We start from the raw sequence: 24,290 nt of genomic DNA on the forward strand, positions 1-24,290 counted from the left end.
TGGCCCAGGACGGCTAACCCGGCGTCCTGCCGGGTTACCCACGGATTCAAGCCTGCGTTCGGCCAGCGTGGTTAACGGGGCGCCTGAGATCAAGATCAAAAGCCAGAGCCAGAGCCAGAGCCAGAGCCAGATCAAAAGATTGCTGACTTCGTCAGCGGTTAAGGAAATAGAAGCCACACCGCGCACGCTTCAATAATCAGGTCGGCTTTAAGGCCGCCTCGCTTTTGTTTTTGATTTGGAATCGCCCCGTCAAACACGCTGGCCGAACGCAGGCTTTGGAGCGTGGGTAACCCGGCAGGACGCCGGGTTAGCCGCACTGGGCCAGGGATGGCCCATTGCGGCGGCCCACGCTCCAAAGCCTTCGTTCGGGCACACCGAGCCTAAGCGAGGTGCCGAGTGTTGGGGCGAGGACCTTTTGGTTACTTTTGGGTCCTTCCAAAAGTGACCCGCTGTAAGAGCGGAACCCTAAGTGGCCGTTACCTAAATAACGGATATACACACGGAGCAAAAAATGCCGCAGTTCACAAAAATCCTGATCGCCAACCGCGGCGAAATCGCCTGCCGCATCCAGCGCACGGCCCAGGCATTGGGCTACCGCACCGTCGCCGTCTACAGCGACGCCGACGCCCAAGCCCGGCACATACAAATGGCCGACGAAGCCGTCCACATCGGCCCCGCCCCGGTACAGCAGTCGTACCTGAACATAGAAGCCATCCTCAATGCAGCCAAACTGACCGGCGCCGACGCCATCCACCCCGGCTACGGTTTCCTCTCGGAAAACTCCGACTTCGCCCGCGCCTGCCAAGACGCCGGCCTGACCTTCATCGGTCCCAGCGCCGAGGCCATCGAACTGATGGGCAGCAAGCGCCTGTCCAAACTCGCCATGCTGGAGGCCGGCGTGCCCTGTATCGCCGGCTACCAGGGCAGCGCCCAGGACGATACCTGCCTGCAACGTGAAGCCGAGCGCATCGGCTACCCGCTGATGATCAAGGCCAGCGCCGGCGGCGGTGGTCGCGGCATGCGCCTGGTCCACCAGCCGGACGCGCTGTTGGACAACCTGCACACCGCTCGCTCGGAAGCCAGGAACGCCTTCGGCAGTGACGAACTGATCCTCGAACAGGCGCTGATCGAGCCGCGCCATGTCGAGATCCAAGTGTTCGGCGACCACCACGGCAACCTGATTTACCTCGGCGAACGCGACTGCTCGATCCAGCGCCGCCATCAAAAGGTCATCGAGGAAGCGCCCTGCCCGGTGATGACGCCCGAACTGCGCCAGGCCATGGGCGAGGCCGCGCTCAAGGCCGGACGCGCGGTGAATTACGTCGGCGCCGGGACCGTGGAGTTCCTGCTCGACCGCAACGGCCGGTTCTACTTCCTGGAAATGAACACTCGCCTGCAAGTGGAACACCCGGTCACCGAGCTGATCACCGGCCTCGACCTGGTGGCCTGGCAACTGCAGATCGCCGCCGGCCAGCCGCTGCCGCTCACGCAAGCGCAGGTGAGCCTGAACGGCCACGCCATGGAAGTGCGCCTGTACGCCGAAGACCCGACCCAGGGCTTCCTGCCGCAAACCGGTGAGGTGCTGCGCTGGGCGCCGGCCGCGGGCGTACGGGTTGACCATGGGCTGTGCGAAGGTGAAAAAATCAGCCCGTTCTACGACCCGATGCTCGGCAAGATCATCGCCCATGGCGCCACCCGCGAAGAGGCGCGGCGCAAACTGTTGCGGGCGGTGGAAGACACATTGCTGCTGGGGGTGACGACCAATCAGCGCTTGTTGGCGGATGTGCTCAAGCACCCTGACTTTATCGGCGGTGATTTCAGCACCGGATTTATCGCCGAGCACTTCAGCGAAATACCGCGCCAGCCCGCGACGAACGATCAACTCGCCCTGGCCGCCGCGCTGTTTTACCAACACAGCGCCGACCAGCATCCCCAAGGCCTGGCGGGATGGCGCAACACCGCCAGTGTGCCCTGCACCTATCGCCTGGAGGTCAACGGCGAAATCCACACCCTGACCGCCGCCCCGCTGCCACTCACCACCGATGGCCGTCACGCCACCCTGGTGCTCAACGGCATTCGCCGCCGCAGCGCCTATCACCTTGAGGGCACCCGCCTGTGGCTGCCCGGCCTTACCGTGACCAACCGCACCCAGCAAGTTGCCGCCCCCCAGGCCGATACTGCCAGCGGCACAGTCAAGGCACCGATGGACGGCGCCATCGTCGATGTACGCGTCAGCGCCGGTGAACACGTGACCAAAGGCCAACTGCTGCTGGTGCTCGAAGCCATGAAAATGGAGCACCCGCTCATGGCCGGCATGGACGGCGTGGTCAAGGGCGTGCAGGTGACAACGGGCGATCAGGTACGCAATCGCCAGGTTTTGCTGGAGATCGAATAACCACCTAGTCGGAACTACAAGGCCGGGCTACGCTCTATCCCCAACAGGAAAGGACGAGTACGGGAACCTGCACGATGCCTCATTGGCTGATTATTGACCTTGAAGCCACAACGGATGAAGGCGGCTGGCCCGTGACGGAGATGGAAGTCATCGAGATCGGCGCGAGCCTGGTGAACCGCCAGGGCCGCGAACTGGACCACTTCCAGCGTTTTGTGCGGCCGCTGCGCCGTCCATTGCTGACGCCCTTTTGTCGCAAACTGACCCATATCACCCAGGCCAATATCGACACCGCCGCGCCCTTCACCGAGGTGTGGCCGCTGTTCGAACGCTGGCTGGGCCAGCATCAGGCGCGCCTGGAAGGCTGGGCCAGTTGGGGTGACTACGACCGCGTGCAGTTGGAGCTCGAATGGCAACGCCATGGCCTGACCAGCGCCATGGCCCCCACGCCCCATGTCAACCTCAAGCAACGCTTCGCCAAGGCACGGCGCCTGGACAAGCCCCTGGGGCTCAATGGCGCCCTGCAATTGGCGGGGATGCAGTTCCAGGGCCAGCAACATCGAGCGCTGGAAGATGCGCGCAACACCGCACGCCTGCTGCCGCTGATTTTGCCGGTCTAGGCAGCGCCCGAAGCCTTGGGCATACTGGCTGCCCTTTTCCTTGCTGCTCAACTGTAGGAGCGAGCTTGCTTGCGCAGGTCGTTAATAACGCTGTAAACCGGACACCCAGCGGTGCTCTCAGGTTTTTCGCGAGCAAGCTCGCTCCTACAGGGTGAGCGTAAAGCATCAACTTTTTCCGAGGATTCGCCCATGTTTAAAGTCAACGAGTACTTCGACGGCACCGTCAAGTCGATCGCTTTCGGCACCGCAGAAGGTCCGGCGACCATCGGCGTGATGGCCCCGGGTGAATACGAATTCGGCACCGCCCAGCGTGAAATCATGCACGTGGTGTCCGGCGCCTTGAGCGTCAAGCTGCCCGACGCCAACGACTGGGAAACCTTCGCCGCCGGCAGCCAGTTCAACGTACCGGCCAACAGCAAGTTCCAATTGAAGGTCGCGGTGGACACCGCTTACCTGTGCGAATACCGCGGCTGATCGCTGCGCCGCAAAAAAAATGCCCGTCTCCTGCGAGACGGGCATTTTTTATGGGCGCATGACTTATTCGAGGATGATCACCGGCATGCCCACTTCCAGGCGGCCCACGCCATCGTTGACCAGGTTCTGGCCAAAAATCGCGCCGTCCTCCGTCTTGCGGTAGGCCTCCAGTGTCACAAAAGGCTCACGGTCGGCGCTGCGCTCGCCGGTGTGCGGATCGATGGTGGTGAGAATGCAGCGTGAGCACGGTTTGACCGCGCGAAACTCCACATCACCGATGCGCAGGCGCTTCCAGCCGTCTTCGGCGAAGGCTTCGCTGCCCTCGATCACAAGGTTGGGGCGAAAACGCAGCATGTCCATGGGACGACCGACTTTTTGCGAGAGGTCGTCGAGGGACGCTTGCCCGATCACCAGCAACGGATAACCGTCGGCAAACGCGACCTGGTCATCATCACGGCCGTAACCCGCCTGGGTGGTGCGCGCACGCTCCAGGGGAATCTGCACCAGCCGCGTGGGCTTGCCGATAAACGCGCTGACCCAGGCGGCGGCTTCATCGCCGGCGTCCGGCACACGCAAGGTGTCGCGCCAGATGGTCACGCCGCGCAACTCGGCCTCGTTGCCAGGCAGCGCTACGTCCAGCGGCGCGTAGCCAGGCGAACTGAGGGTCAGGCCACCGCTGCTGTTCCACAGCGCCGACAGTTGGCTCATCTTCGCCACGGCGCGCTGGGTGAGGAAACGCCCACTGGCCTCATCCACCAGCATCCAGCGTCGATCCCCGTCCAACCCGAGTTTATCCAGGCCGATCTGTTGCAGAATTTCGGCCTTGCCGGACTTCAAGGGGTAACGGTACAACGCGCTGAGACGAAGCATGAGCCAACATTCCTGAGGGACAAAGCCGTCACCCTAAGGTCAAGCAGGGACTTCGTCCAGCATCAGTCGCTGGCGCACCACATCCACCAGCTTGTCCGGCTGGAACTTGGACAGGAAGTTGTCGCACCCGACCTTCTTCACCATCGACTCGTTGAAACTGCCCGACAGCGAGGTATGCAGCACCACATACAGCTGGCGCAGGCGCGGGTCGTTGCGGATTTCGGTGGTAAGGCGGTAGCCGTCCATCTCGGGCATTTCGGCGTCGGTGAAGATCATCAGCAGCTTGTCGGTCATCACGTGGCCCGCGTCGGCCCAGGCCTTGAGCATGTTCAGCGCCTTGAGGCCGTCGCTGGCAATGTGCATCTTCACGCCCAGTTGGCCGAGGGTGTCGCGCAATTGCGACAAGGCCACGTTGGAATCGTCCACCAGCAGCACTTCGCGGCCACGGGCGCGTTCCAGCACCGGGTCGTCGAGTTTTTCGCGGGAGACCTTGGCGTTGTACGGCACGATCTCGGCGAGGACTTTCTCCACGTCGATGATCTCGACCAACTGGTCGTCGACCTTGCTGATAGCCGTGAGGTAGTGCTGGCGCCCGGCGCTGGTCGGCGGCGGCAGGATGGCTTCCCAGTTCATGTTGACGATGCGGTCCACGCCGCCCACCAGGAACGCCTGCACCGAGCGGTTGTACTCGGTGACGATGATGGTGCTGTTCGGCCCGGGGACCAGCGGGCGCATGCCGATGGCCTGGGACAGGTCGATCACCGGCAGGGTTTGGCCACGCAGGTTGACCACGCCGCAGACGAAGGGGTGGCGCTGGGGCATCAGGGTCAGCTTGGGCAGTTGCAGGACTTCCTGCACCTTGAATACGTTGATGGCAAACAGTTGCCGCCCGGCCAGGCGAAACATGAGGATCTCCAGGCGATTCTCACCCACCAGTTGCGTGCGTTGGTCTACCGTGTCGAGAATGCCGGCCATTAAGAGCTCCTGGTGTGCGCTGGAAAGTAATGCGCGAAGTGTTTGTGCAGTTAGCTTGTTATCGGCCGCAAGTGCCGGACCTTGACCCCGGTAAAATGCCACGTAAATCCATTGATGTCACACTGACATCATGCTTTACTGCCGAAGCCTGTTCATACGGCGGTACAGCGACGTTGCGCGACACTCAAATCGACGCAAGGTTCCGCCGTGTAAGGGATTCCCCTATGCACAATCAGGCCCAACCTGATATTCGCAGTATCTAATAGCCATTAATGTGACGCCATTCTCATTGCATGAATGGAGTCAGGCTTTTGTTTGCCATCCCAAGCCCTCGTCCTACGGGTCTTCCAGACGTTCACGTGGCGGCAACTGAAGGTGTGCAATTGAGCCCGTTCACGAGGGCCACCCACAGCCGTCGCCGTCACTCTAATAAACGTCCTACTGAAAACTCAGAAGCGACCTACAGATTCCAGTTATCTTTCAGCGGTAGTTTTACGCCATTCACCCGGTGCGACCTCTCATCACCCGACCTTATGTTGTGGAGACTTGCATGATGAACGACGGTAACGAGTGGCAACTTGCACTTCCTGAGTTCCTGCGCGAGGCTGAAAAGCTGCTGACCAAGTCGGAAGAGTGCCTGAGCCATCTGCATTTGATTCGAAACGACAGTGACGCCATCGACTGCATGAAAATCAGCCTGATCAAGCTCGCCGAAAAGGCCGATTGCCTGGCCCTGCAAGCGATCAGCGAGTTCTCTCGGCATATACAGGAGGTGATCTCCAACGCCGAAAACCCTTTGCAGTTGCATGATCAAGCCCTCGATGCACTGCACAACTGCCTGATATTGCTGGCCTGGCAGTTGGAACTGATCGATGCCAAGACCGGCCAACTGGTCATGGATAAAGAAGAACAGACCAAATTGATTGACACGGTCACCTTGCAGATTCCGCAAAAGGGCTTCAATTACACACCGCAACAACGGATGCATCACTTGTCTTGAAGCGTTATCAGGTCGTCTTCAAACACGGTGTTATCTAAAAACGACAGATCCAATTAATCCGTTGGAACGTTAAGGCGCGCGCAGAGATATCAATTAGCCATTAACGATACAATCTCATTAAAATAATACAACCTCACTTAATTAACTCTGGGAATAACGCCCCGAGTGTTTTTGCGCACTTAATAAGCCTGCCAGGCAAGGCGCCTGGCGACCAACGGTAAGAGTGGTGGTACTATGCCCCGGTTCGAAGTGACTCAACTTCAGCTTGCTTGAAAAGGTTTCAAGAACGCATCCCAAACGCAGCCCGGTCAGCCGCGACCGGTCTTCCCGCAGCGAACCTTTATTGGCTCCATCCGCTATGCATGCCAGCCTCAAGACATTCATCGCAAGGTCCGCGTCCCGCAGTCACGCACGCCGTTTGATCCTCATCCTGTGCCTCGCCTCGCTGTTGCTGAGCCTGTGGGCTTACACCCGTTCCGCGCCACTGCCGCTGATGGTGCTGCTGCTCAACCTGGCCATCTTGTTGGTGGTGGGCCTGCAACAGTGGTATTCGCGCAAGTCCATCAAGTTCCAGCCTCAGGAATTGGCCGATCGCCTGCTGCAAGTGCAGGAAAACGAACGCCACCGCCTCAGCCGCGAACTGCATGACGATATCGGCCAACTGCTGACCGCCGCCAAGCTGCAAAGCGAATGGCTCAAGCGCCGCCTGCCGGATGAGCTGCAAAGCCAGTGCAGCGTGCTGTGCAATACCCTGAATGAGACCCTGGCCAAGGTGCGCGACGTGTCCGCCATCCTCAACCCCCGGCAGCTTGCCAGCCTGGGCCTGGAAGCGAGCCTGCGCGCACACCTGCTCAAGACCCTGGAAAACACCCCGGTGCACTGGAGCCTTGAGTGCCAGCAACGGCTGACCGGCATCCCTGAAGAAATGGCCGTGGCGGCCTTTCGTATTACCCAGGAAGCCGTGACCAACATGCTGCGCCACGCTGAGGCGCGCAATCTGCTGGTGCGCCTGCAACGCCTGCCCGAGGGCCTGTCGCTGACCATCTGCGATGACGGCCAGGGCTTTGCGCCCGCCATCAACCCCGGCCTGGAAGGTCAACGGGGCATGGCGGGCATGTCCGAGCGGATTGATCAGCTTGGCGGTTCATTATCCGTCAGCAGCCAGCCAGGCAACGGGACACGGATCGACGCGATTTTCCCCTGGGCGCCCCGCGCCCTCGAACGGGCAAGCGCCCCTAAGGTTATCGAGTGACCTGCACATTACTCCTGGTGGATGACCACGCACTGATCAGGGCAGGCATCCGTGCGCTGGTCCAGGATATTCCCGGCTACACGGTGGTCGGCGAAGCCAGCGATGGCGCGCAATTGCTGGAGCAGTTCAATACCTTGCTGCCGGATATCGTGCTGCTGGACCTGTCGATGAAGCACACCGGTGGCCTCGACGCCCTGCAGCAACTCAAGCGCGCACACCCCAAGAGCAAGGTGCTGATCCTGTCGATGCACACCGACCCGGAGCTGATCATGTGTGCGCTGGAAGCGGGAGCCCACGGCTACCTGCTCAAGGACACCACGGCCAACGAGCTGGAACACGCGCTGCTGGCCTTGCACAACAACGAGCGCTACCTGAGCCCGGCGATCGCCCATACCGTGATCAACCAGGCGCTGGTGCGCAGCCAGGGGCCCATCACGCCCGCCGGCCACAGCCATAACCTCACGGCGCGCCAATTGGAAATCCTGCGCCTGATCGTGCGCGGCAAATCCACCCGCGAGATCGCCCACGGCCTGGGCCTGAGCATCAAGACCGTAGAAGCTCACCGTTCGCAAATCATGAAGCGCCTGCAGATATTCGACGTGGCGGGCCTGGTGTTATTCGCCGTGCGCGAGCAGATCATCAGCCTGGACGACTAGGGGCGAACCCACCGGCAGATGCACGCGCAGGGCCTTGGGCAAGGCCTCGAAGTGCAGGTCGTCACCTTCCAGCGGCTCGCCATCCAGGTTGATGTACAAACCCTGCGCGACTTTGATATTCACCCACGGCAGACGCGCACGCACGAACATCGCGTCCAGCTCCCAACCGTTGCCCATCAGCTCGCGCAAGGTGCCGACCACTTCCTGGGGCGCCGGCAGGATGCTGACGTCCAGCAAGCCATCATCGGCCAATGCGCCAGGGCACAGCACATGCCCGCCGCCCGCCTGGCGACCGTTACCGATGCCCAGCGCCAGCAGCTCGCCCTTCCAGTGAAAATCCGGCCCGTCCAGCTCGGCATAGGCGGCCTTCAACTCGCTGAAGCGCGTCAGGCCGGTGAACAGGTAGGCGCCGCCGCCGAGGACTTTCTTCAAATCTTCGGAGGTATTGGCGGTGACCTGGCTGCCGAAGCCGCCGGTGGCCATATTCAGGAAAATTTGCCCGCCCACCTGACCGAGGTCGATTGCCCTCGCTGGCACGTCGAGCAACGCCAGGGCCTGAGCCGGCTCCAATGGCACACCGGCAGCCTTGGCAAAATCATTGGCGGTCCCAAGGGGCATCAGCACCAGGCTGGCATCGCCCTTGGCCTGGGCCATGGCCTCGGCCACATCGCGCAATGTACCGTCACCGCCACCGGCAATGATGTGGGTGTAACCACCCTCCAGGGCCTCCTTGACCAGGCGCTGGGCATCACCGCCCTCCCAGGTCACCCGCACCGCCAGCTCCCAACCTTGCTCGCGCCGGGCCAGCACGGCGCTGCGCACGTCCTCGTTGAGGGCTTGCTTGCCGTGGAGGATCAACAGTGCCTTGGGTGTGGTCATGGATGGCTTACTCCTGGATTCAAAGGTGCTTGAAGGATGTGGACCTTGGGCGACCGAAAAAAAGCCATGAATATTGAAAATTAATCCCGCGACTGGTTAGAAGTTATCCATCGCGCTGCACATCGACAGCTTGCCCTTGGGCGCAGGCTCCACAGCGACCCATTGCTTGGCGCCCGCCGGCAGTTCATGCAACTGGATCGAACAATTGGCATACATGGACGCCTGCACCATGTAATCCACCCCGGGCCGAGGCACGAAGGCCATGCTGGCGGAGCATTGCCGGGAATACTGCAATTGCCCCAGGTAATGAAAGGCGATCGGCTTGTTCGCCGGCACCACCAATTCCGACGACACCGCAGCCGCCCACGAATAAATCGGCCCAGGCATGCCCAGGCTTTCACCGTTGTGATCGGGGAAGCCCGCTTTCGTCGAGGCCATCACCCCGGCGCCCGGCACGTTCCAGTCCAGGCAGTCACGCCCGGGCACCGCGCGCACCAGACCATCGGTGATCAACCGCACGCGGGCGGTCTCGCCGGTCTGCGGTGCAACGTAGCCGGTGGACAGGGAGCGGATATTCGCCACTTGGCCGCAGCCGGTCAGCAGTACCAGCAACGCCACGGGAACCACACGTAAAAGGCTCATCAGCAGTCAACTCGCAGAGGAATAAAGGGCCGCTTACGGCTGACGGCAATTCTGGTTGACCGACAGCTCTGGCGCCGGCTCGTACTTCACCTGCTGCAAGCCATCGGCGCCCTGGAAGATGAAGTATTTGATCCGGCAGTCCTTGAACATCGGCGAATAACCCTCAGCCCGGAAGCCTTGGCCATCGACCTGCTTGGTCACCGCATTATTGCGGCTGACCACCGCCAGCACCTGGGCGTAACTCTGGCCCATCTTCACCCCCGGCTCGCCGGTGACCGTCATCGACGAGGCGCAACCGCCCAGCCCTGCCGCCGCCAATGCCAGCGCGACGCCGTACAGTCCATTGCGTAGATCGTTCATTCCTTGCTTCCTTTTAGTGATGGATCAGCGGCGGCCTTCGCACACTGGAGATTCGCCAATGCGGCCAAGCTTGCACAGGTCCAGATTATCCTTGCGGGTAAAGCCAGCGTCCTTCATGCAATAGAAGTGCTTCAGTTTCTCATCGATTGAGCCGCCGCCCGTGCCCGCCACATTGGCGTACCCGCACGCGAGCATGCTGCTCTTGACGCCTTCAACCGACACCCCGCTCTTTTGCCAATAGGTAAAATCAGGCGGCGGAGGTTGAAAGCCCCTGCCCGTGCAGCCGGTCGTTAACACCGCGCAAAAACTTAACAGCAGACACCGACTGAACATGGCGTTCTTCCTCATGGTTTAACTCGAACAAAGTGTGAGACACCATCGGGTGAATCCCGCCAGAAAGGCTGGCAGGCTGGTCCGCCATCGCCATAGCAGTTGTGCACGGTGTTTTCGCCGCCCAGCACCTTCAGCCACTCCCATACACGAACGCTTCCCTCCGGGATCGTACCGCCTGTGCCAGCGTTAAACCCTACGCCGGGTGTTCGCGCAACGGGGTCGAAATTATGATTCTGGTACTGCAGCGCCATCGCCTCGCGTTGCTCCTCAGAACTGAACGTTGAGCGGTTCTGCAATATCCCCAACAGCGAGTCAGCCTTTTGCACCCCGTAGGCTGCACCAAAGAAGTTCATCGACGTCTGACCCAGAACGCCAGCGTTGGCCGGATCACGGGCCAATGATTCCATCGCACTGCCGGTGGTCAGCGTGCCCCGGCTGTGCCCGTCGATATGCAACCCGCTCTGACCGAACTGGACCATGTAGTCCTTGGTTTGCACGGTGGCATTGGATAAACCCCAGAAGTCATTTTCAAGGTTTTTCTGATACGCCGCGATCATCAGCTCGGACGTGAAATTGTTGGCTTTCTCAAAGTGGATCAAATATTGCGGCCCGGTATCGGCGGTGCTGTGCTGGTTAGCATATTTAGCGGCACCATCGATGTCGTTGAAAATGCCGTTGTTAGCGATATGCACCTTGCCGTCTGGCCCTTTCTTGAGGTGCTGTTTCTCTTCGTCGCTCAACTCGCGACGTTCAACCTTGCCGTCTTTATCAATCAACGCCTTGCCATCCTTGTCCTTCAAGACCTCATACACCCGCGCCTTCTCGATAAAGATCTTGCGATACGCCTCATCCGCCAACAACGAGACCTGGTGATAGAACTCACGCTTGATCTCCTGCTCGGCCTCGACCTTGCGCCCCATTTCCGCCACATCCAGGCGCTCCACGGCGGCATGGGCGGCTTCGGTGTTGCGGTTCAGGTTGGCAATTGTCTGGTCGACGGTCATGCCGCCGACCACGCGCTGGCGCTCGGCGTTGGTGATCACCAGGGTACCGGCGCTGATCGCGCTGCGGGTGTCGGTGGATTCGGAGTCGGAATCCGAGCCATTGTTGAGGCTGTTGGCGAGCAGCGCCTTGGCCGTGCCCAGTTTGCCGTCGAGCATGTCCGAACTCAGGTCGACCCCTGACGTCTTGGCGCTGGCTTCGGAAAAGTTGTGGATGTCGGACACGGTCAGCGTACCGGTGGTCAGGCTGTTCTTGCCGTCGGCGATGGCCTTGTCGGAACTGGCGATCACACCGCCCTTGAGGTCGGTATTGCCGCGCACGTTGATGTCGAAACCACCGTCGCCGGCGCGGATGCCCGATTGCTCGATCACGCTGGCAAAGTTGGACTTCTGCTTGCTGTTGGTCGAGCTGAAGCTCGCCGTAGCGGCGCCGGCGCAGACCGGCGGGATGCAGATGCTGATACCGGCGCTCATGCTTTTCTGCTGGGACGCAAAGGTGCTGGTGTCTTGCAGACTCTCGACATTCAAGTCGCCGCCGACGTCAGCCTTGACCTTGTCACCCGACACCACGGCGCCGCGAATCGTGGTGTCCTTGCCGGAAATCAGGCTGACCTGATTGCCGGCCGTCAGGTGGGTATTGCTCCAGACCAGGTCGTTGCCATCGGCATTGCCACGGCTCTGGGACGCCGAGGCATTGAAGCTCAGGCCATTTTTCTCGCCGCCAAAGGAGATGCCGATGCCAATGCTGCCGCTGATGCTCTTGTTGGTGCTGTGCTGCTCCATGGTGTTCTGGGCGCCCACCAGCAGGATATTGCCGTCGGCTTTCAACAACGCATCGTTGCCCGCCGTGATCTGGCTGCCCTGCACCGTCAGGTCGTTGTTGCGTGTACCACCACTGGACACAATCGACACATCCCCACCCGCCGCAACGGTCGAGCCGGCCGCGGTGCTGCCATTTTGTTCGCTCTTGCTCGAACTCTGGTTGGTGCCCAGGGAAATACTCAGGTTGATCCCGCCCATGGCGGCCGGATCTTTCATCACCTGGGTGTGGGCATCATCGGCCGCCCAAGCGGTATTCAACGCCGCCAGGGTTTTCATGCGCTTGTCGTCGGTACGTTCGGCGGCCTTGTTCATGCGCTGGCCGGTTTGCACCGCATTCACGATCGGGTTGGTCAGGGTCAGGCTGACGCCCGTCTGCTTGAAGCGCTGCTCTGTCTGCATCGAGCTGAGGTTGCGCGCTTCGAGGATGTTGACCTCGGAGGCGTCGATCGACACATCCCCCTTGGGCGCGTTGACGTTGCTGCCCACCTGGCGGTACTCGCCACCCGCACTGACCAGCACATTGCCGTCAGTGGCGCCGATATTACTGGCGGCCGCCGTGCTCTGGCGCGAGCGCTCTTCATTGGTCTGACGCTGCGAGCCGATGGTGACGGCAATGGCGCCGCCGCTGAACATGCCGCTGGTTTTCACGTCCTTGCTGTGTTCTTCGCTGAGGTGCTCGGTGGCAGCCTGCACCTTGATGTCATTGCCTGCCGAAAGCAGCGTCCCCGAGGTCGAGACCACATTGCTGCCGGTAATCGCGATGTTGTTGCCGGCTTGCAGCACCGTCTGTTCACCACTCAGTGTCGCCGCCTGTGCGCTGGTCTGGCTCACCGTATCGCGGGTGGTGATGGTCTTTTTAGAGAACATGCCGTTGCTGCCGGTGACCTTGTGCGCTTCATCGGCGCTGTTGAAGCGCTCGCCGGCTTCCACGTTGATATCACGCGCGGCACTGACGACCACGGCACCGGCGTCACTGCCGACTTGCGCGCCGCGCACATTCACGTCACGCCCGGCACCCAGGCGAACATCGCCGGCGCCTTGCACGGCGCTCCCGACTTCATTGCGCCCGGCTTCCTTGCGCCAGTTGCTCCCGTCCCACTGGTTAGCCTGGGTATAGGACTCACTCACGGTGCTCAAGGTGATGTCGTTACCCGCCACCAACGCGGTATTGCCGCCAGCGCCCGTGTTTTTGACCTCCGCGCCTTGCAGGTTGATGTTGTTGCCGGCAGTGGCAAGCAGGTTGGCGGCAGGCGCCGAGACATAGAGCCCGGCCACGCGCGACAGGCCGGTGCGTGTGCCCTGATCGCTCTGGCTGTCGGTGGTGGTCGAACGCACATTCAGGTCATTGCCGGCACTCAGGGACAGGCGGTTGTTGGCGCTGATCAGGCCACCGATATTGTTGATGTCCTGGCTGGCACTGAGCGCCACCTCGTTGCCCTGGATCCGGCCACCGAGGTTATCGAGGTTCTGCACGCTGATGTTCACGCCGTCACGCCCGGACAGGCTGCCGGAGTTGACCAGGTCACCGCGCACATCGAGGTTCAACGTGCGCCCGGCCATCAATGCACCGGAGCCATCCACATCGCCCTCGCGGACCCGCACATACACCTGCGGCACCAGCACCTGGCGGACTTCGCCACTGGCCAGGGTGACGTCCTTGGCTACCAGCCAAACGATGTCGCTGGTCAACTGCGCCATTTGCTCGGCGGTCAGCGCCACGCCCGGAATCAGCTTCCACTGATCGGCCAGGGTTACGGCACTGTCGATCATGCCGCGATACTGCTCTTCGTCACTGGCATAGCCGTCGACAAAGCGCCGCCCGGTGAGTTGCGCCACTTGCTCGCGGATCAGCTTCTGCTCGTAGAAACCGTCGCCCAGGCGTTGCTGGGTCGCCGCCGGATCAAGGTTCAGGCGTTGCAGCATGTAGTCCGACGACAACCATTGGCGGTAATTGGCGAAACGCGGGTCGGTCTCCACCAGGTAGCCGGCGGTGCTGCCAGGGTTGGTGCGGAACAGGCTGCTGTTGGGCAGGTCCGGGTTGAAACCACCGGTACGAATCTGCTCCACCGCGCCGGCGGCATTCTGCTGGGTCAGCGCTTGCACCTGGCTGATCGGACTGACGGCGTAGGTTCTGCCAGCGCCGGAGAGATCACCCGTACCGACGGTGTTATCCGCGACCTTGGCCAGCACCAGTGCGCCGACCTGCGTACCCGTGCCATTGATGGCCGCGTACTCGCTGAACACGGTCGGTGTCAGCTTGATCTGCTGAATCAACGGTGCCGGCGTATACGCGGTAGTGCTGCGGCCCTGACGGTCGCGGCCCTTGCGCTGGATACGATAGAAGTTACTCAGCGTGCCGGTGTCGGTGGTGATGCGCTGGCCATCCACTTCGGTATTGATCACGCTGCCGACGTTGGCGTTCAGGGCCTGACCGGCAATGATCCGGCTCTTGTCGTTGATCACCTGGTCGGCGATCAGGGTGAGGTTGCCGCCGGCAAGCAGTTGCCCAGGGTCGGATTGGGTAATCCGCGTTTCTGTCACCTCGCGGGTGTAGTCATAGCGGTTCCAGCGGTCGTCATAGCCCTCCGGAGTGACCAGGTGCAGGACCTCATTGTTGTAGGTCGAGACCTGCTCTGGCGTGTAGCGATTGGTGGAGCCAGACAGCTGGAACTCCTGCAGCACATCACGGGATACCACCGTCTTCTCGGTAGCAAAGTGCTCGTTGGTATTGCGAATAACCTTGGCGTTCACATTCAGGCTGCCCAGCGCTTCAACGGTCGCACTGGCATTGTTCAATTCCTGCGCCTGGCCGCTGGCGTTGCCGTTGGCATCCAGGGTCGCGCCGATCGCCAAATCGCCGGCACTGAAGATCAGGCCGTGCTCGCGGTTGTTCACCGACTGGCTGGCAATATCCAGACGGTTGCGCGCCGCAACCGTCGCGGCGACGCCACCTTCCAGGGTGTTGTTCAGGGTCGTGGCGGCGATGGACAGGTGATCGCCGTAGATACGCCCGGTGCCCAGGTTGTTCAGCGTCGAGGTGTTGATCCGCGTGACCTCACCGTCGATCAACCCCCGGTTATCCAGTTGGCTGGCCGCATTGACTTCGACCTGGCGCGCGCTGATCAGACCGCTGGCGGTGTTGTCGAGGGTGCTGGCGTTCAGGCGCAGCAGGTCACCGGCCTGGAAGCTGCCTTGGTTGGTCAAGCGCCCGCCGGTCTCGACCGTCAGGCCGCCGTTGGCCTGGAACACGCCGCTGTTGATGAAGTCATTGGTCAGCCGAAACGTCAGGTCACCCAGACTCAAGGCCTTGCCGCTGCCGCTGTAACGGGCACTGTCGAGTAGCAGGGATTGCCCGCCAATCAGCGTGCCCGCCGTGTTACTCACCGTCTGGCGTTTCTGGGCCAGGTCACGGTCGGCCACGGTCAGCGCACTGCCGGCCGAAACGATGCCTTGCTCGTTATCCAGGGTGCCGCTGCCGGTGATGTTCAGTGCCGCGTCGGAGACGATCGAGCCGCTGCGGTTGGTAACGTCATCGGCGTCGATATTCACCGACTGCGCCTTGATGCCTTGGTTGGCGCCTTGGGTCGAGCTGTTATCGACACTGGCTGCCGTGAGCGCCAGATGGCCGTCGGCGCGCAACAGGCCGGCCTGGTTACTCAGGTGCTGGACGTCGACTTGCAAGGTTTTGGCACTGCCGATAAAACCCTGGTCGTTGAGCAGTTGCCCGGCGCGCACATTCACCGCAGCCTGGCCAAGAATGCCGCCGCTGGTGCCGGAATTGCGGTTGCTCAGCAACTGGCCGTGAGTGTCCAGGGTCAGGCCCGACTTGGCCTGTACGGTGCCGCCATCATTGTTCAATACGCCGCTGTTGACCGTCAGCGTATCGCTGGCGTTGAGCGTGCCCTGAGCGTTGTCCAACTGCTGACCCTGGGTGTCGATCAGCAACTGCGCGCCGGTGATCACGCCGCCTTGGTTGTTCAAGCCCAGGGCGTTGAGGGTCAGCGCCTTGGCGGCTTCAAGACGGCCGCCCTGATTGTCGAGGCGTTGCCCGCGACTGTTGAGGATCAGCCCGGCGTCCACCGAACCCAGGGTGCCGCCCTGGTTGAGAATACTGTCGGCATTGACCGTCAGCGTCTTTGTGGCCGCGACGGTGCCTTGGGCGTTGTTCAACTGCCCGGCGTCAACGTCCAGCGCACCGCCGGCGGTGATCTGCCCGTTACGGTTATCGAGGCTGCCGCCGTTGAGGGACAGCTGCGCGGCGGTGACCAGTTTGCCGCGCTGATTGTCCAGGCGCTCGCGGGCGCTGACGTGCAAGTCGCCCTGCCCGCCGGATTGCACCAGGCCCCCCTGGTTGCCCAGCGTGTCGGCACTGACGTCAAGGCGGCCACCGCTGGCGAGGGTGCCGTTGCTGTTGTCGAGACCGTGCGCGACGGTGATGCGCATGCCCGCGCTGCTGGTCTGCACCCATTTGCCGCCGACGTTGGACAGGTCCACCGCGGTGGCGGTGATCTGTGCCGCGCCCACCTGCGCAGCATCGCTGAGCAAGGTTTGGTTGGCATTGGCGGTCAGGGCTTGGCTTGCGGTGACGCGACTGCGGCGCACATCGAGGTTGCCGGCAGTGCTGGTCAACGCCACGCTCTGGGCCGAGGTCTGGCTGTCGCTGAGGTCGACCGCTGCGGCGGTGGCGCTCAAGTGTTGTGCCGCGAGGTTTTGGCCTTTAGCCGTCAAGGTGCCGGCCGAGGTCAAGGTCAGCGAGCCGCTGCTGCCCAGCTTGCCGGTGCTGTCAACGCCAGCGGCCAGTGCGGAACCTGCCTGGCTGCGAATCGCCGACTGCGCGCCGGTGGTCGTCAGGCGCGCATTGCCCTGGGCGGACGCAATACCCTTGTTGTCGATATCCCCGGCAGAGCTCAATGCCAGGTCGCCTTGGGCAAAGAGCGTACCGCTGTTATCGATGCCCTTGGCGGCCTCGGCGGTCAACTGCGTGGCGCTGCTGATCCGGCCGCTGTTTTCGATGCGGCCGTCACTGCCAATCACCACCTCGCCGGCACTGGCGCCGATCTGCCCGGCGTTGCGCACGCCGACGCCAGCACCGTTGCCCACCAGGGTGATCTTGCCGGCATACATGCCGCCCAACTGCGCCACATCGATGCCGACGGCAGGAACGCCTGCCTGATTTTTATCGCTGGCGCCCGCCTTGATGCTCAAGTCCTTCGCCCAGATCCCAGCGTTGACTTCAACCGTACGCGCGATGATCTCGGTGTAGTCGGCGCGGGTGCTGTCCATGCCAGCCCCGCCGATGCTGACCTTGCCGCCGGAGACTTGATAGCCGCTGATCAGGCCGTTCTCGAACTGGGCGCGGCCCGTGGTCAGTGTCGCCCGGTCGGCGTTGATAAAGCCGCAGCCATCGCAGGCAATGCCCGACGGGTTGGCAATCACCACCTGGGCCTTGGAGCCTGCCACTTCGACAAACCCGCGCAATTGGCTCGGGTTGCTGGAATTGACCTCGTTGAGAATCACCCGTGCACTGCCGTTGGCCAGCGCCCGGTTGCCTTCGATCCAGCCGCCCAGTTGGGTCTGGCTGTTGGTCGCACCGTTGTTGAGGATCACGCCGCGCTTGTCCACATCGAACTGCGTATAGGTATTGCGCGACACGCCCGCCCCGCTCGGCGCGGTGATATCCACCACGGGCGCGCCGTTGCCGGCGGCGCCGATCGTCGGGCGCTGACCGGCCGGCGCAGAACCGTCGACCACCACCTGGGCGTGCGCCGGCATCACCAGTGCGACCCAGCCCATCCCCACCATCAGCGCAAACCGCAGCGGTGTCAGGGTCACCACGGCGGTGCCGGGCTGGGACACGGCGCTCGTGGTGCCGGGTGCCTTGCACGCACTCTTGACGTTCTCGGCCACCACCATCATCAGGCCGCGAGCCTTGTTGAATACAATTCGATATAGATGCTTATTCATGCAGGTCCTTTGCGCGGTGGCTGATCAGAGCGCGTCGCTGGGTAACGGGTGAGTGGCGAACCAGGCTTGCGCCTCCAGGTCCAGGACGGCGATACCCTGGAAATTCATGACGCGCATACCGCGCTCATCGCCTCGGTGGTACAGCGAACGGCAAATACGATTGGCCCACAGGCGCCGACGTAACAAGCTCATGACGCGCGGCGTGTGGCCAAACGGCGCGACCCAGTCGCTGACCCACATGCGTTCGCCGCTGTTCCAGTCTTCCTGCGGCAGGCACACCGCCGGCTCGCGCAAATAACGCGCTTCGGCCTCGGCACTGAGGTTCAGCCACGACAGGAAAAACACCGGCCGCCCGTCTTCGCTGATCAAGATGAACTGGCGCAGCTTGATGGCCGGCAATAACAGGGTCGACAGGCTGTGCAACGGCGCATCCCGGTGCGCGGTCGAGTGCATCCACAGCCAGACCGCCGAGCCCAGTACCTGGGCTTCATCGATGGGGCTGTCGGCCTGTTCCGGGGCCAGCACTTGCAGGGTGTCGTGGCGCATGGGGTTCTCCTTCAAAATGACCAGTTGGCGCTGAAGCCACTGGTCACGTCGGCCGTCTGGAAGCCCTTGGGTTTTTCCAGGGGTTTGCCGGTGTAGAGGTCATAGGAAAACTGCTTGTAGCCGCCGCGCAGGCCCACCACCGCACCCGCCAGGCGTCGGCCCGAAAGGTACTGGGTCGAATGCCCGCCGACTTCGCCGTAGTCCACCCCCAGGTACAGTTCCTGACCGGTGTTGGCCAGGCTCAGGCCCAGGTCGTTGCTGAACGTCCAGCCGCGCTCGGCGGACAGAATCTGCTCGCCATCGAAGCCGCGCACGGTGTAGCGCCCGCCAATCGAAAAACGGTCCTGGGGGATCAGCGGCGTGCGGTTCCATTGCCCGCGCCAGCCGGCGATGTAGCGCAGCCGCTGCTCGCCGAGGGTGAACGGCAGTTGCAATTGCGCGTTGGCGGAAATCACCTGCGAGCGCGAGGTGCCTTCGCCGTTCTCTTCCTCGGGGGCGCGCAGTGCATCACGGGCACCGGTGCCACGGCGATAGCCCACGCCAAGGTCGAGGGTGCTGGCGCCGATAAACTCACGGTGATTGATCCCGGCCTGCCAGCCGGCCATGCGCCGGCGCTGCAGTTCAATTTCGGTGTCTTCGATGTAGTTGCTGGAGGTACGGCTCCACCCGCCGACAGACACGGTGGTCTTGCGCACGGCATCGCGATAGATCACCCGCGACAGCTGGATTTCGTTGGTACGGCTGCGGCCACTGTAGGAATACGCCTGGTTAATCCCGGCAATCGTCTGGTGGTAGTCGTACTCGCTGGAGGTCAGGCTCAGTTGCCAATAATCGTAGGGCACCGAGTAATGCACGGTGTGGCCCTTGGAACCGCGGTCGCCACTCTGGCCGCCGCCCAGGTCGTGGTTGAAGCTGATGTAAAACAGATCGTTGAGGGTCGCCAGGTTATCCAGCGACAGGGCAACGTTGCCCTGATACTTGCCGGTCTGCTTGCTGCCGGAATCGTCCACCGACAGGCTGACCCGCACCGGCACCGCCTGCTTCCAGGCGATGACCACGTCGCTTTCCCCAGGCTGTGCGTTCTCGCCCTCGGCCGGGGTGATCTGCACATCCGCTTCGGCGGTGGGCACGCGCTTGAAGTTCTCCAGCGCCTGCTCGATGTCGCGCAGGTTCAGCACGTCACCGGCGGACGCGGGCATGGCGTTCCAATAGTGGGCGCGTGCGGAGGTGCCTTCGGCAAAACGGATGTGCTTGATGCGGCCCGGCACCAACACCAGCGACAAGGTGCCTTGGTTCAAATCCTGGGCTTGGGCCAGCACGCGGGTGGTGATGAAGCCCTTGGCGATAATCGCGTTCTGGATGCGTTTCATCGTCAGGTTGATGCCGGCGGCGCCGACGCAACGTCCTTGCACCGGATCATCGGACGGGTTGGCGGCGCGCAGGGCCCACTGGAAGTCTTCGGCCTGATCGCCACTGAGCACTATGCGGTCGATCTTGAAGCAGGGCGCTTCATTGCGCGGCAAGCGCAGGCCACCGGCGTTGTCTTGTGGCGCTTGCAGGCGCACGTCGGGCGAAGGCTCCAACTGCTCGCGCTGGGCGCGCTCACGCTGTTGCTGCAACAGCAATTGTTGCGCAGGTGCCTGGGGCTCAGCCGCCAGCGCCGCATAACTGGTTAGAAAACCAACAAGGGAGCAGGTCGCGACGCAAGACTGCAGCAAAACAGAGGGTTTTGTTCGAGGTAGAGCGTCGACAGACATTTCGCATCCTTGTGAATGAAACTTCCTACATGCGCAGGTTGGTCATCACAAAGACGTAAAAGTGCCATGGAGAAACATGGCACTGTGACACATTCGACACAATCAGCCGCAGCCGACACCCAGGAACTTCAAGCCAGAAGGCTCTAGCTCAAGGGATAGAGAGGTTTTGCACGGTATACACAGTGCAATCAGCTTTTGTGTAATTTACTCATCAACTGCGCCTCAGCCTGGGTCAAACCACACGACTGGGTCAGTTCATCCACGGTAGCGCCCATGCCCACCAGCTTCGCCGCCTGGGCAAATGACAGGCTGGAAGGGTCACGCTGCTCGATCTGCGCCAGCTTGTCCGGCAACGGCGCAAGAATGGCGCGCAGTTCATGCACCTCATCCCCGACCTTCACCGCCGTCTGCTGGAAGTGATCAACCCGCTTGACCAGCTCCAGCACACGCCGATCACGCACCGCATCACGCTCGGCCTGCTGCAACGCCAATTCGCGCTGCTGGCGCATATAGCGCAGCAGAAAACCCAGGGTCCCGGCCCACAACAGGGCCAGGACAATCACCGCGACCTCAAGGAACAATCAGATGCTCTCCAGTTCCGACCATTCTTCTTCGCTCATCATTTTGTCCAGCTCAACCAGAATCAACAGTTCGTTGTTCTTGTTGCACACGCCCTGGATGAACTTGGCGGATTCCTCGTTACCCACGTTCGGCGCGGTTTCCACTTCCGATTGGCGCAGGTAAACCACTTCCGCGACGCTGTCGACCATGATCCCGACCACTTGCTTGTCGGCTTCGATGATGACGATACGGGTGTTGTCGCTGACTTCAACCGTGTCCAGGCCAAACCGCTGGCGGGTGTCGATCACCGTCACCACGTTGCCGCGCAGGTTGATGATACCCAGCACGTAGCTTGGCGCACCGGGAACCGGGGCGATCTCGGTGTAGCGCAGCACTTCCTGCACGCGCATCACGTTAATGCCGTAGGTTTCGTTGTCCAGTTTGAAGGTAACCCATTGCAGGATCGGATCATCCAAACCTTGTGCGGACGCTGACTTGTTCATATCTCTGACCCCTTCAAATGCCGATGTAGGCGGCGTGTGTACGTCTTTTGGCCGCACGCGCGTGCGGCCCTTATTGTCCAATCAACTGCGTTTGTTCAGCGGCATCGCTTTAACGGCACCACTGGCGATCAACTCGGCCAGTTCGGCGACATCCAGCAATGCGCACATGTGTTCGATCACGGTGCCTGCCAGCCAAGGCCGCTGGCCCCGGTGGCTGCGCCATTTGATTTCATTCGGGTCCAGGCGCAGCGAGCGGCTGACTTGATGCACCGCCAGCCCCCACTCGTAGCCCTGCACCGAAATCACGTATTGCAAGCCTTGGCGAAAATCATCGCGGTAGCGATCGGGCATCACCCAGCGCGCGGTGTCCAGCACCTTGAGGTTACCGGCCTGGCTCGGCAGGATACCGAGGAACCACTCCGGCTGCCCGAACAGTGGGGTCAACTCCTGGCCTTCCAGGGAATAGATCGAGCCCAGGCACACCAGCGGCACCGCGAGGGTCAACCCGGCGACGTCGAACAGCAAACATTCGAACGGCTCGGCAGCCCAGGCCGGCCGGTCATCGCCGCTCACCGGAGGTGGCGTGATGCTCGGTGGCATGTGCACTTCCACGACCGGCTCGACCACCGCAGGTGCAACAGGCATGACCACCGGAACGGCCACCGGCACAATCACCGGCGCGACATGTGCATCGCGGGCCTGTTCTTCCAGGACAGCCAACTGGAACTCATCCAGGCTGCTCGAGGACGGCACTTCGACCGCAGGCTCCAGCACCAGGATCGGTTCCGACAATTCTTCGGCGGTCGCGTCCTGCAGCAAGGCATCCAGGTAGGATTCCAGTGCCAGTTGCGGCCGGGTCTTGACCTTGAGTTCGACGGGACGATTCATCATCAAGCTACCTGTGCCACGAGCTGCTGGGACAGCAGGTGCTTGAGCAACGCTCGGTAAGCCAGCACGCCACGGCTTTTACCGTCGAACTGCGACGGCGTGAGGCCGGCACGGCTGGCATCGCGCAGACGCGTGTCCACCGGGATATAGCCATTCCAGATGGTCTCCGGGTAGGCGTCGCGCAGTACGCGCAAGGTACCGAGGGAGGCCTGGGTACGGCGGTCGAACAGGGTCGGCACGATGCTGTAGGGCAGCGCCTGTTTGCGCGAGCGGTTGATCATTGCCAAGGTGCTGACCATACGTTCCAGGCCCTTGACCGCCAGGTGCTCGGTCTGCACCGGGATCACCAGTTGCTGGCTGGCCGCCAAGGCGTTGACCATCAGCACGCCGAGCAGTGGCGGGCTGTCGATGATCGCGTAGTCAAAGTCCTGCCACAGCTGCGCCAGGGTCTTGGCGATCACCAAGCCCAGGCCGCTCTGGCCCGGCGACTGGCGCTCAAGGGTGGCCAGTGCGGTGCTGGACGGCAGCAGGGAAATACTGTCGTTGCTGGTAGGCAACAGCAATTGCCCCGGCAGGTCGGCCGGTACGTTGCCTTTGTGCAGGAACAAGTCGTAGTTGCTGTGCTCCAGCGCATCCGGATCGTAGCCGAAATAGCTGGTCATCGAGCCGTGGGGGTCGAGGTCGACCACGACCACACGCTTGCCCGCCTCGGCCAGCAAGCCGGCTAAAGCGATGGAGGTGGTGGTCTTGCCGACTCCACCTTTTTGATTGGCAACTGCCCAGACTCTCATTCGGATGGTTCCTCCCGGTGGGCACGCGCGCGACCGAGACATTGCATAGGGTTATTGAGCCGGTGACGGAGAATTGACGGCACTCTGCCGAACCGGCGGCTTTGCAGGGGCCGGTGCAGTTTGTGTGCCAGCGCGCTTCAAGGCCGCGTCCGGTGTTGCATTAGCCGTACCGGTGCCGGTCAGGCTACGGCGCACATCCAGGTTGCGTGACACCACCAACACCACCCGACGATTGCGCGCGCGGCCTTCAAGCGTGGCGTTATTGGCCACCGGCTGGAACTCGCCATACCCCACCGACGCCAGGCGCCCAGGGTTCACGCCCTGCATCGCAAGCATGCGCACGATGCTCGCGGCACGGGCCGAGGACAGCTCCCAGTTGGTCGGGTACTGCGCGGTACTGATCGGCACATTGTCGGTAAAGCCTTCAACGTGGATCGGGTTTTCAAACGGTTTGAGGATCGCCGCCACCTTGTCGATGATGGTGAATGCCTGGTCGCTGGGCAACGCATCGGCACTGGCGAACAGCAGGCTGGAATTGAGCTCGATCTCGACCCACAACTCATTGCCGCGCACGGTCATCTGGTTGGAGCTGATCAGGTCGCCGAACGCGGCGCTGATATCGTCGGCAATGCTTTTCAGCGGGTCGCTGGTACCGCCCACGCCGGCAGCGGTTTCGTCGCTGTCGTTGACCAGCGGCTTGGCCGGGGTCACGGTCTTGGGCCGCTCTTCACCAATCGGGATCGGCTTGAGCGAACGGTCGGTGTCATTGAACACGCCGATCAACGCCTGGGAAATGACTTTGTACTTGCCTTCGTTGATCGACGAGATGGAGTACATCACCACGAAAAAGGCGAACAGCAAGGTGATGAAGTCCGCATAGGACACCAGCCACCGTTCGTGGTTGACGTGTTCTTCAGGCTCGCGACGGCGACGGCTCACAGGCGATTACCTCCGCAAAACAAATCAACTGTAGGAGCGAGCTTGCTCGCGAAAAACCCGAGAAC

At 61.9% G+C, this 24,290-nt stretch carries 21 protein-coding genes and 1 pseudogene; 8 read left to right on the forward strand and 14 right to left on the reverse strand.

The window, feature by feature from the left end; translation table 11 throughout:
* The 5 genes and pseudogenes from J1G35_RS28430 to J1G35_RS28445 all read left to right on the forward strand — a co-directional run.
* The coding region (locus J1G35_RS28430) for a hypothetical protein (protein ID WP_223016657.1) at positions 1-196 on the forward strand (196 nt) is incomplete at its 5' end.
* Positions 197-511: 315 nt separating this feature from the next.
* On the forward strand, positions 512-2,395 hold the full coding sequence (locus tag J1G35_RS28435; RefSeq protein WP_223016648.1) for an acetyl/propionyl/methylcrotonyl-CoA carboxylase subunit alpha: 1,884 nt from the start codon (positions 512-514) through the stop codon (positions 2,393-2,395).
* A gap of 74 nt (positions 2,396-2,469) precedes the next feature.
* A complete protein-coding gene (locus J1G35_RS28440) occupies positions 2,470-3,012 on the forward strand; it encodes an exonuclease domain-containing protein (RefSeq protein ID WP_053133333.1) in 543 nt (180 codons plus the stop codon).
* Between the two features lie 65 nt (positions 3,013-3,077).
* Positions 3,078-3,161 (forward strand): annotated as a pseudogene (locus J1G35_RS31110) (outer membrane lipoprotein carrier protein LolA); the annotation flags it as partial.
* A gap of 40 nt (positions 3,162-3,201) precedes the next feature.
* A complete protein-coding gene (locus tag J1G35_RS28445) occupies positions 3,202-3,486 on the forward strand; it encodes a pyrimidine/purine nucleoside phosphorylase (RefSeq protein ID WP_027603886.1) in 285 nt (94 codons plus the stop codon).
* A 63-nt stretch (positions 3,487-3,549) separates the two neighbouring features.
* On the opposite strand, the gene J1G35_RS28450 is transcribed toward J1G35_RS28445, so the two are convergent.
* Positions 3,550-4,356 carry an MOSC domain-containing protein gene (locus J1G35_RS28450; RefSeq protein WP_223016649.1) on the reverse strand — a complete coding sequence of 269 codons (807 nt, stop codon included), beginning with the start codon at positions 4,354-4,356 and terminating at the stop codon, positions 3,550-3,552.
* 39 nt (positions 4,357-4,395) lie between these two features.
* The gene (locus tag J1G35_RS28455) at positions 4,396-5,331 is read right to left on the reverse strand and encodes a chemotaxis protein CheV (RefSeq protein WP_053133328.1); all 936 of its coding nucleotides are present in this window, start codon (positions 5,329-5,331) and stop codon (positions 4,396-4,398) included.
* Positions 5,332-5,881: 550 nt separating this feature from the next.
* Between J1G35_RS28455 and J1G35_RS28460 the strand changes: the two genes are divergently transcribed.
* The 3 genes from J1G35_RS28460 to J1G35_RS28470 all read left to right on the forward strand — a co-directional run bounded on the left by J1G35_RS28460 (position 5,882) and on the right by J1G35_RS28470 (position 8,239).
* Entirely contained in the window at positions 5,882-6,331 is a 450-nt protein-coding gene (locus J1G35_RS28460; protein WP_223016650.1) for a hypothetical protein, read from the forward strand.
* 358 nt (positions 6,332-6,689) lie between these two features.
* Positions 6,690-7,583: a sensor histidine kinase gene (locus J1G35_RS28465; protein ID WP_223016655.1), complete on the forward strand. Its 894-nt coding sequence runs from the start codon at positions 6,690-6,692 to the stop codon at positions 7,581-7,583.
* Positions 7,580-8,239, forward strand: coding sequence for a response regulator transcription factor (locus J1G35_RS28470; protein ID WP_053133318.1), 660 nt, complete (start codon positions 7,580-7,582; stop codon positions 8,237-8,239). The genes J1G35_RS28465 and J1G35_RS28470 overlap by 4 nt, the downstream gene beginning before the upstream one ends.
* Here the strand turns inward: J1G35_RS28470 and yegS are convergent.
* From yegS to motD, 12 genes are all read right to left on the reverse strand, one after another.
* Positions 8,198-9,118: a lipid kinase YegS gene (yegS, locus tag J1G35_RS28475; RefSeq protein WP_223016651.1), complete on the reverse strand. Its 921-nt coding sequence runs from the start codon at positions 9,116-9,118 to the stop codon at positions 8,198-8,200. The genes J1G35_RS28470 and yegS overlap by 42 nt on opposite strands.
* A 96-nt stretch (positions 9,119-9,214) precedes the next feature.
* Entirely contained in the window at positions 9,215-9,760 is a 546-nt protein-coding gene (locus tag J1G35_RS28480; protein WP_223016652.1) for a hypothetical protein, read from the reverse strand.
* Positions 9,761-9,793: 33 nt separating this feature from the next.
* On the reverse strand, positions 9,794-10,120 hold the full coding sequence (locus J1G35_RS28485) for a hypothetical protein (RefSeq protein WP_053133309.1): 327 nt from the start codon (positions 10,118-10,120) through the stop codon (positions 9,794-9,796).
* A gap of 24 nt (positions 10,121-10,144) precedes the next feature.
* Complete coding sequence (locus J1G35_RS28490; protein ID WP_053133393.1) at positions 10,145-10,453, reverse strand: hypothetical protein; 309 nt, start codon at positions 10,451-10,453, stop codon at positions 10,145-10,147.
* Positions 10,454-10,464: 11 nt separating this feature from the next.
* Complete coding sequence (locus J1G35_RS28495; RefSeq protein WP_223016653.1) at positions 10,465-18,240, reverse strand: hemagglutinin repeat-containing protein; 7,776 nt, start codon at positions 18,238-18,240, stop codon at positions 10,465-10,467.
* A 24-nt stretch (positions 18,241-18,264) separates the two neighbouring features.
* Positions 18,265-18,786 carry a toxin-activating lysine-acyltransferase gene (locus tag J1G35_RS28500; RefSeq protein ID WP_223016654.1) on the reverse strand — a complete coding sequence of 174 codons (522 nt, stop codon included), beginning with the start codon at positions 18,784-18,786 and terminating at the stop codon, positions 18,265-18,267.
* 11 nt (positions 18,787-18,797) lie between these two features.
* Positions 18,798-20,543: a ShlB/FhaC/HecB family hemolysin secretion/activation protein gene (locus J1G35_RS28505; protein WP_262417450.1), complete on the reverse strand. Its 1,746-nt coding sequence runs from the start codon at positions 20,541-20,543 to the stop codon at positions 18,798-18,800.
* A gap of 188 nt (positions 20,544-20,731) precedes the next feature.
* Entirely contained in the window at positions 20,732-21,124 is a 393-nt protein-coding gene (locus tag J1G35_RS28510) for a DUF2802 domain-containing protein (RefSeq protein WP_053133297.1), read from the reverse strand.
* Entirely contained in the window at positions 21,125-21,607 is a 483-nt protein-coding gene (locus J1G35_RS28515) for a chemotaxis protein CheW (protein WP_005790025.1), read from the reverse strand. It abuts the gene before it with no gap.
* Positions 21,608-21,688: 81 nt separating this feature from the next.
* Positions 21,689-22,495, reverse strand: a complete 807-nt coding sequence (locus tag J1G35_RS28520; RefSeq protein ID WP_053133294.1) for a CheW domain-containing protein — start codon at positions 22,493-22,495, stop codon at positions 21,689-21,691.
* Positions 22,496-22,497: 2 nt separating this feature from the next.
* Positions 22,498-23,286: a ParA family protein gene (locus J1G35_RS28525; protein WP_053133291.1), complete on the reverse strand. Its 789-nt coding sequence runs from the start codon at positions 23,284-23,286 to the stop codon at positions 22,498-22,500.
* 51 nt (positions 23,287-23,337) lie between these two features.
* Entirely contained in the window at positions 23,338-24,225 is an 888-nt protein-coding gene (gene motD / locus J1G35_RS28530; protein ID WP_053133289.1) for a flagellar motor protein MotD, read from the reverse strand.
* Between the last annotated feature and the right edge of the window lie 65 nt (positions 24,226-24,290).

This window comes from Pseudomonas sp. SH10-3B (assembly GCF_019891415.1).
GTDB lineage: Bacteria > Pseudomonadota > Gammaproteobacteria > Pseudomonadales > Pseudomonadaceae > Aquipseudomonas.

Bases quoted from the DNA above. Each gene is read 5' to 3' on its own strand.
- J1G35_RS28435 (WP_223016648.1), top strand. From the start codon at position 512: ATGCCGCAGTTCACAAAAATCCTGATCGCCAACCGCGGCGAAATCGCC.
- J1G35_RS28440 (WP_053133333.1), top strand. From the start codon at position 2,470: ATGCCTCATTGGCTGATTATTGACCTTGAAGCCACAACGGATGAAGGC.
- J1G35_RS28445 (WP_027603886.1), top strand. From the start codon at position 3,202: ATGTTTAAAGTCAACGAGTACTTCGACGGCACCGTCAAGTCGATCGCT.
- J1G35_RS28450 (WP_223016649.1), bottom strand. From the start codon at position 4,356: ATGCTTCGTCTCAGCGCGTTGTACCGTTACCCCTTGAAGTCCGGCAAG.
- J1G35_RS28455 (WP_053133328.1), bottom strand. From the start codon at position 5,331: ATGGCCGGCATTCTCGACACGGTAGACCAACGCACGCAACTGGTGGGT.
- J1G35_RS28460 (WP_223016650.1), top strand. From the start codon at position 5,882: ATGATGAACGACGGTAACGAGTGGCAACTTGCACTTCCTGAGTTCCTG.
- J1G35_RS28465 (WP_223016655.1), top strand. From the start codon at position 6,690: ATGCATGCCAGCCTCAAGACATTCATCGCAAGGTCCGCGTCCCGCAGT.
- yegS (WP_223016651.1), bottom strand. From the start codon at position 9,118: ATGACCACACCCAAGGCACTGTTGATCCTCCACGGCAAGCAAGCCCTC.
- J1G35_RS28480 (WP_223016652.1), bottom strand. From the start codon at position 9,760: ATGAGCCTTTTACGTGTGGTTCCCGTGGCGTTGCTGGTACTGCTGACC.
- J1G35_RS28485 (WP_053133309.1), bottom strand. From the start codon at position 10,120: ATGAACGATCTACGCAATGGACTGTACGGCGTCGCGCTGGCATTGGCG.
- J1G35_RS28490 (WP_053133393.1), bottom strand. From the start codon at position 10,453: ATGTTCAGTCGGTGTCTGCTGTTAAGTTTTTGCGCGGTGTTAACGACC.
- J1G35_RS28495 (WP_223016653.1), bottom strand. From the start codon at position 18,240: ATGAATAAGCATCTATATCGAATTGTATTCAACAAGGCTCGCGGCCTG.
- J1G35_RS28500 (WP_223016654.1), bottom strand. From the start codon at position 18,786: ATGCGCCACGACACCCTGCAAGTGCTGGCCCCGGAACAGGCCGACAGC.
- J1G35_RS28505 (WP_262417450.1), bottom strand. From the start codon at position 20,543: ATGTCTGTCGACGCTCTACCTCGAACAAAACCCTCTGTTTTGCTGCAG.
- J1G35_RS28515 (WP_005790025.1), bottom strand. From the start codon at position 21,607: ATGAACAAGTCAGCGTCCGCACAAGGTTTGGATGATCCGATCCTGCAA.
- J1G35_RS28520 (WP_053133294.1), bottom strand. From the start codon at position 22,495: ATGAATCGTCCCGTCGAACTCAAGGTCAAGACCCGGCCGCAACTGGCA.
- J1G35_RS28525 (WP_053133291.1), bottom strand. From the start codon at position 23,286: ATGAGAGTCTGGGCAGTTGCCAATCAAAAAGGTGGAGTCGGCAAGACC.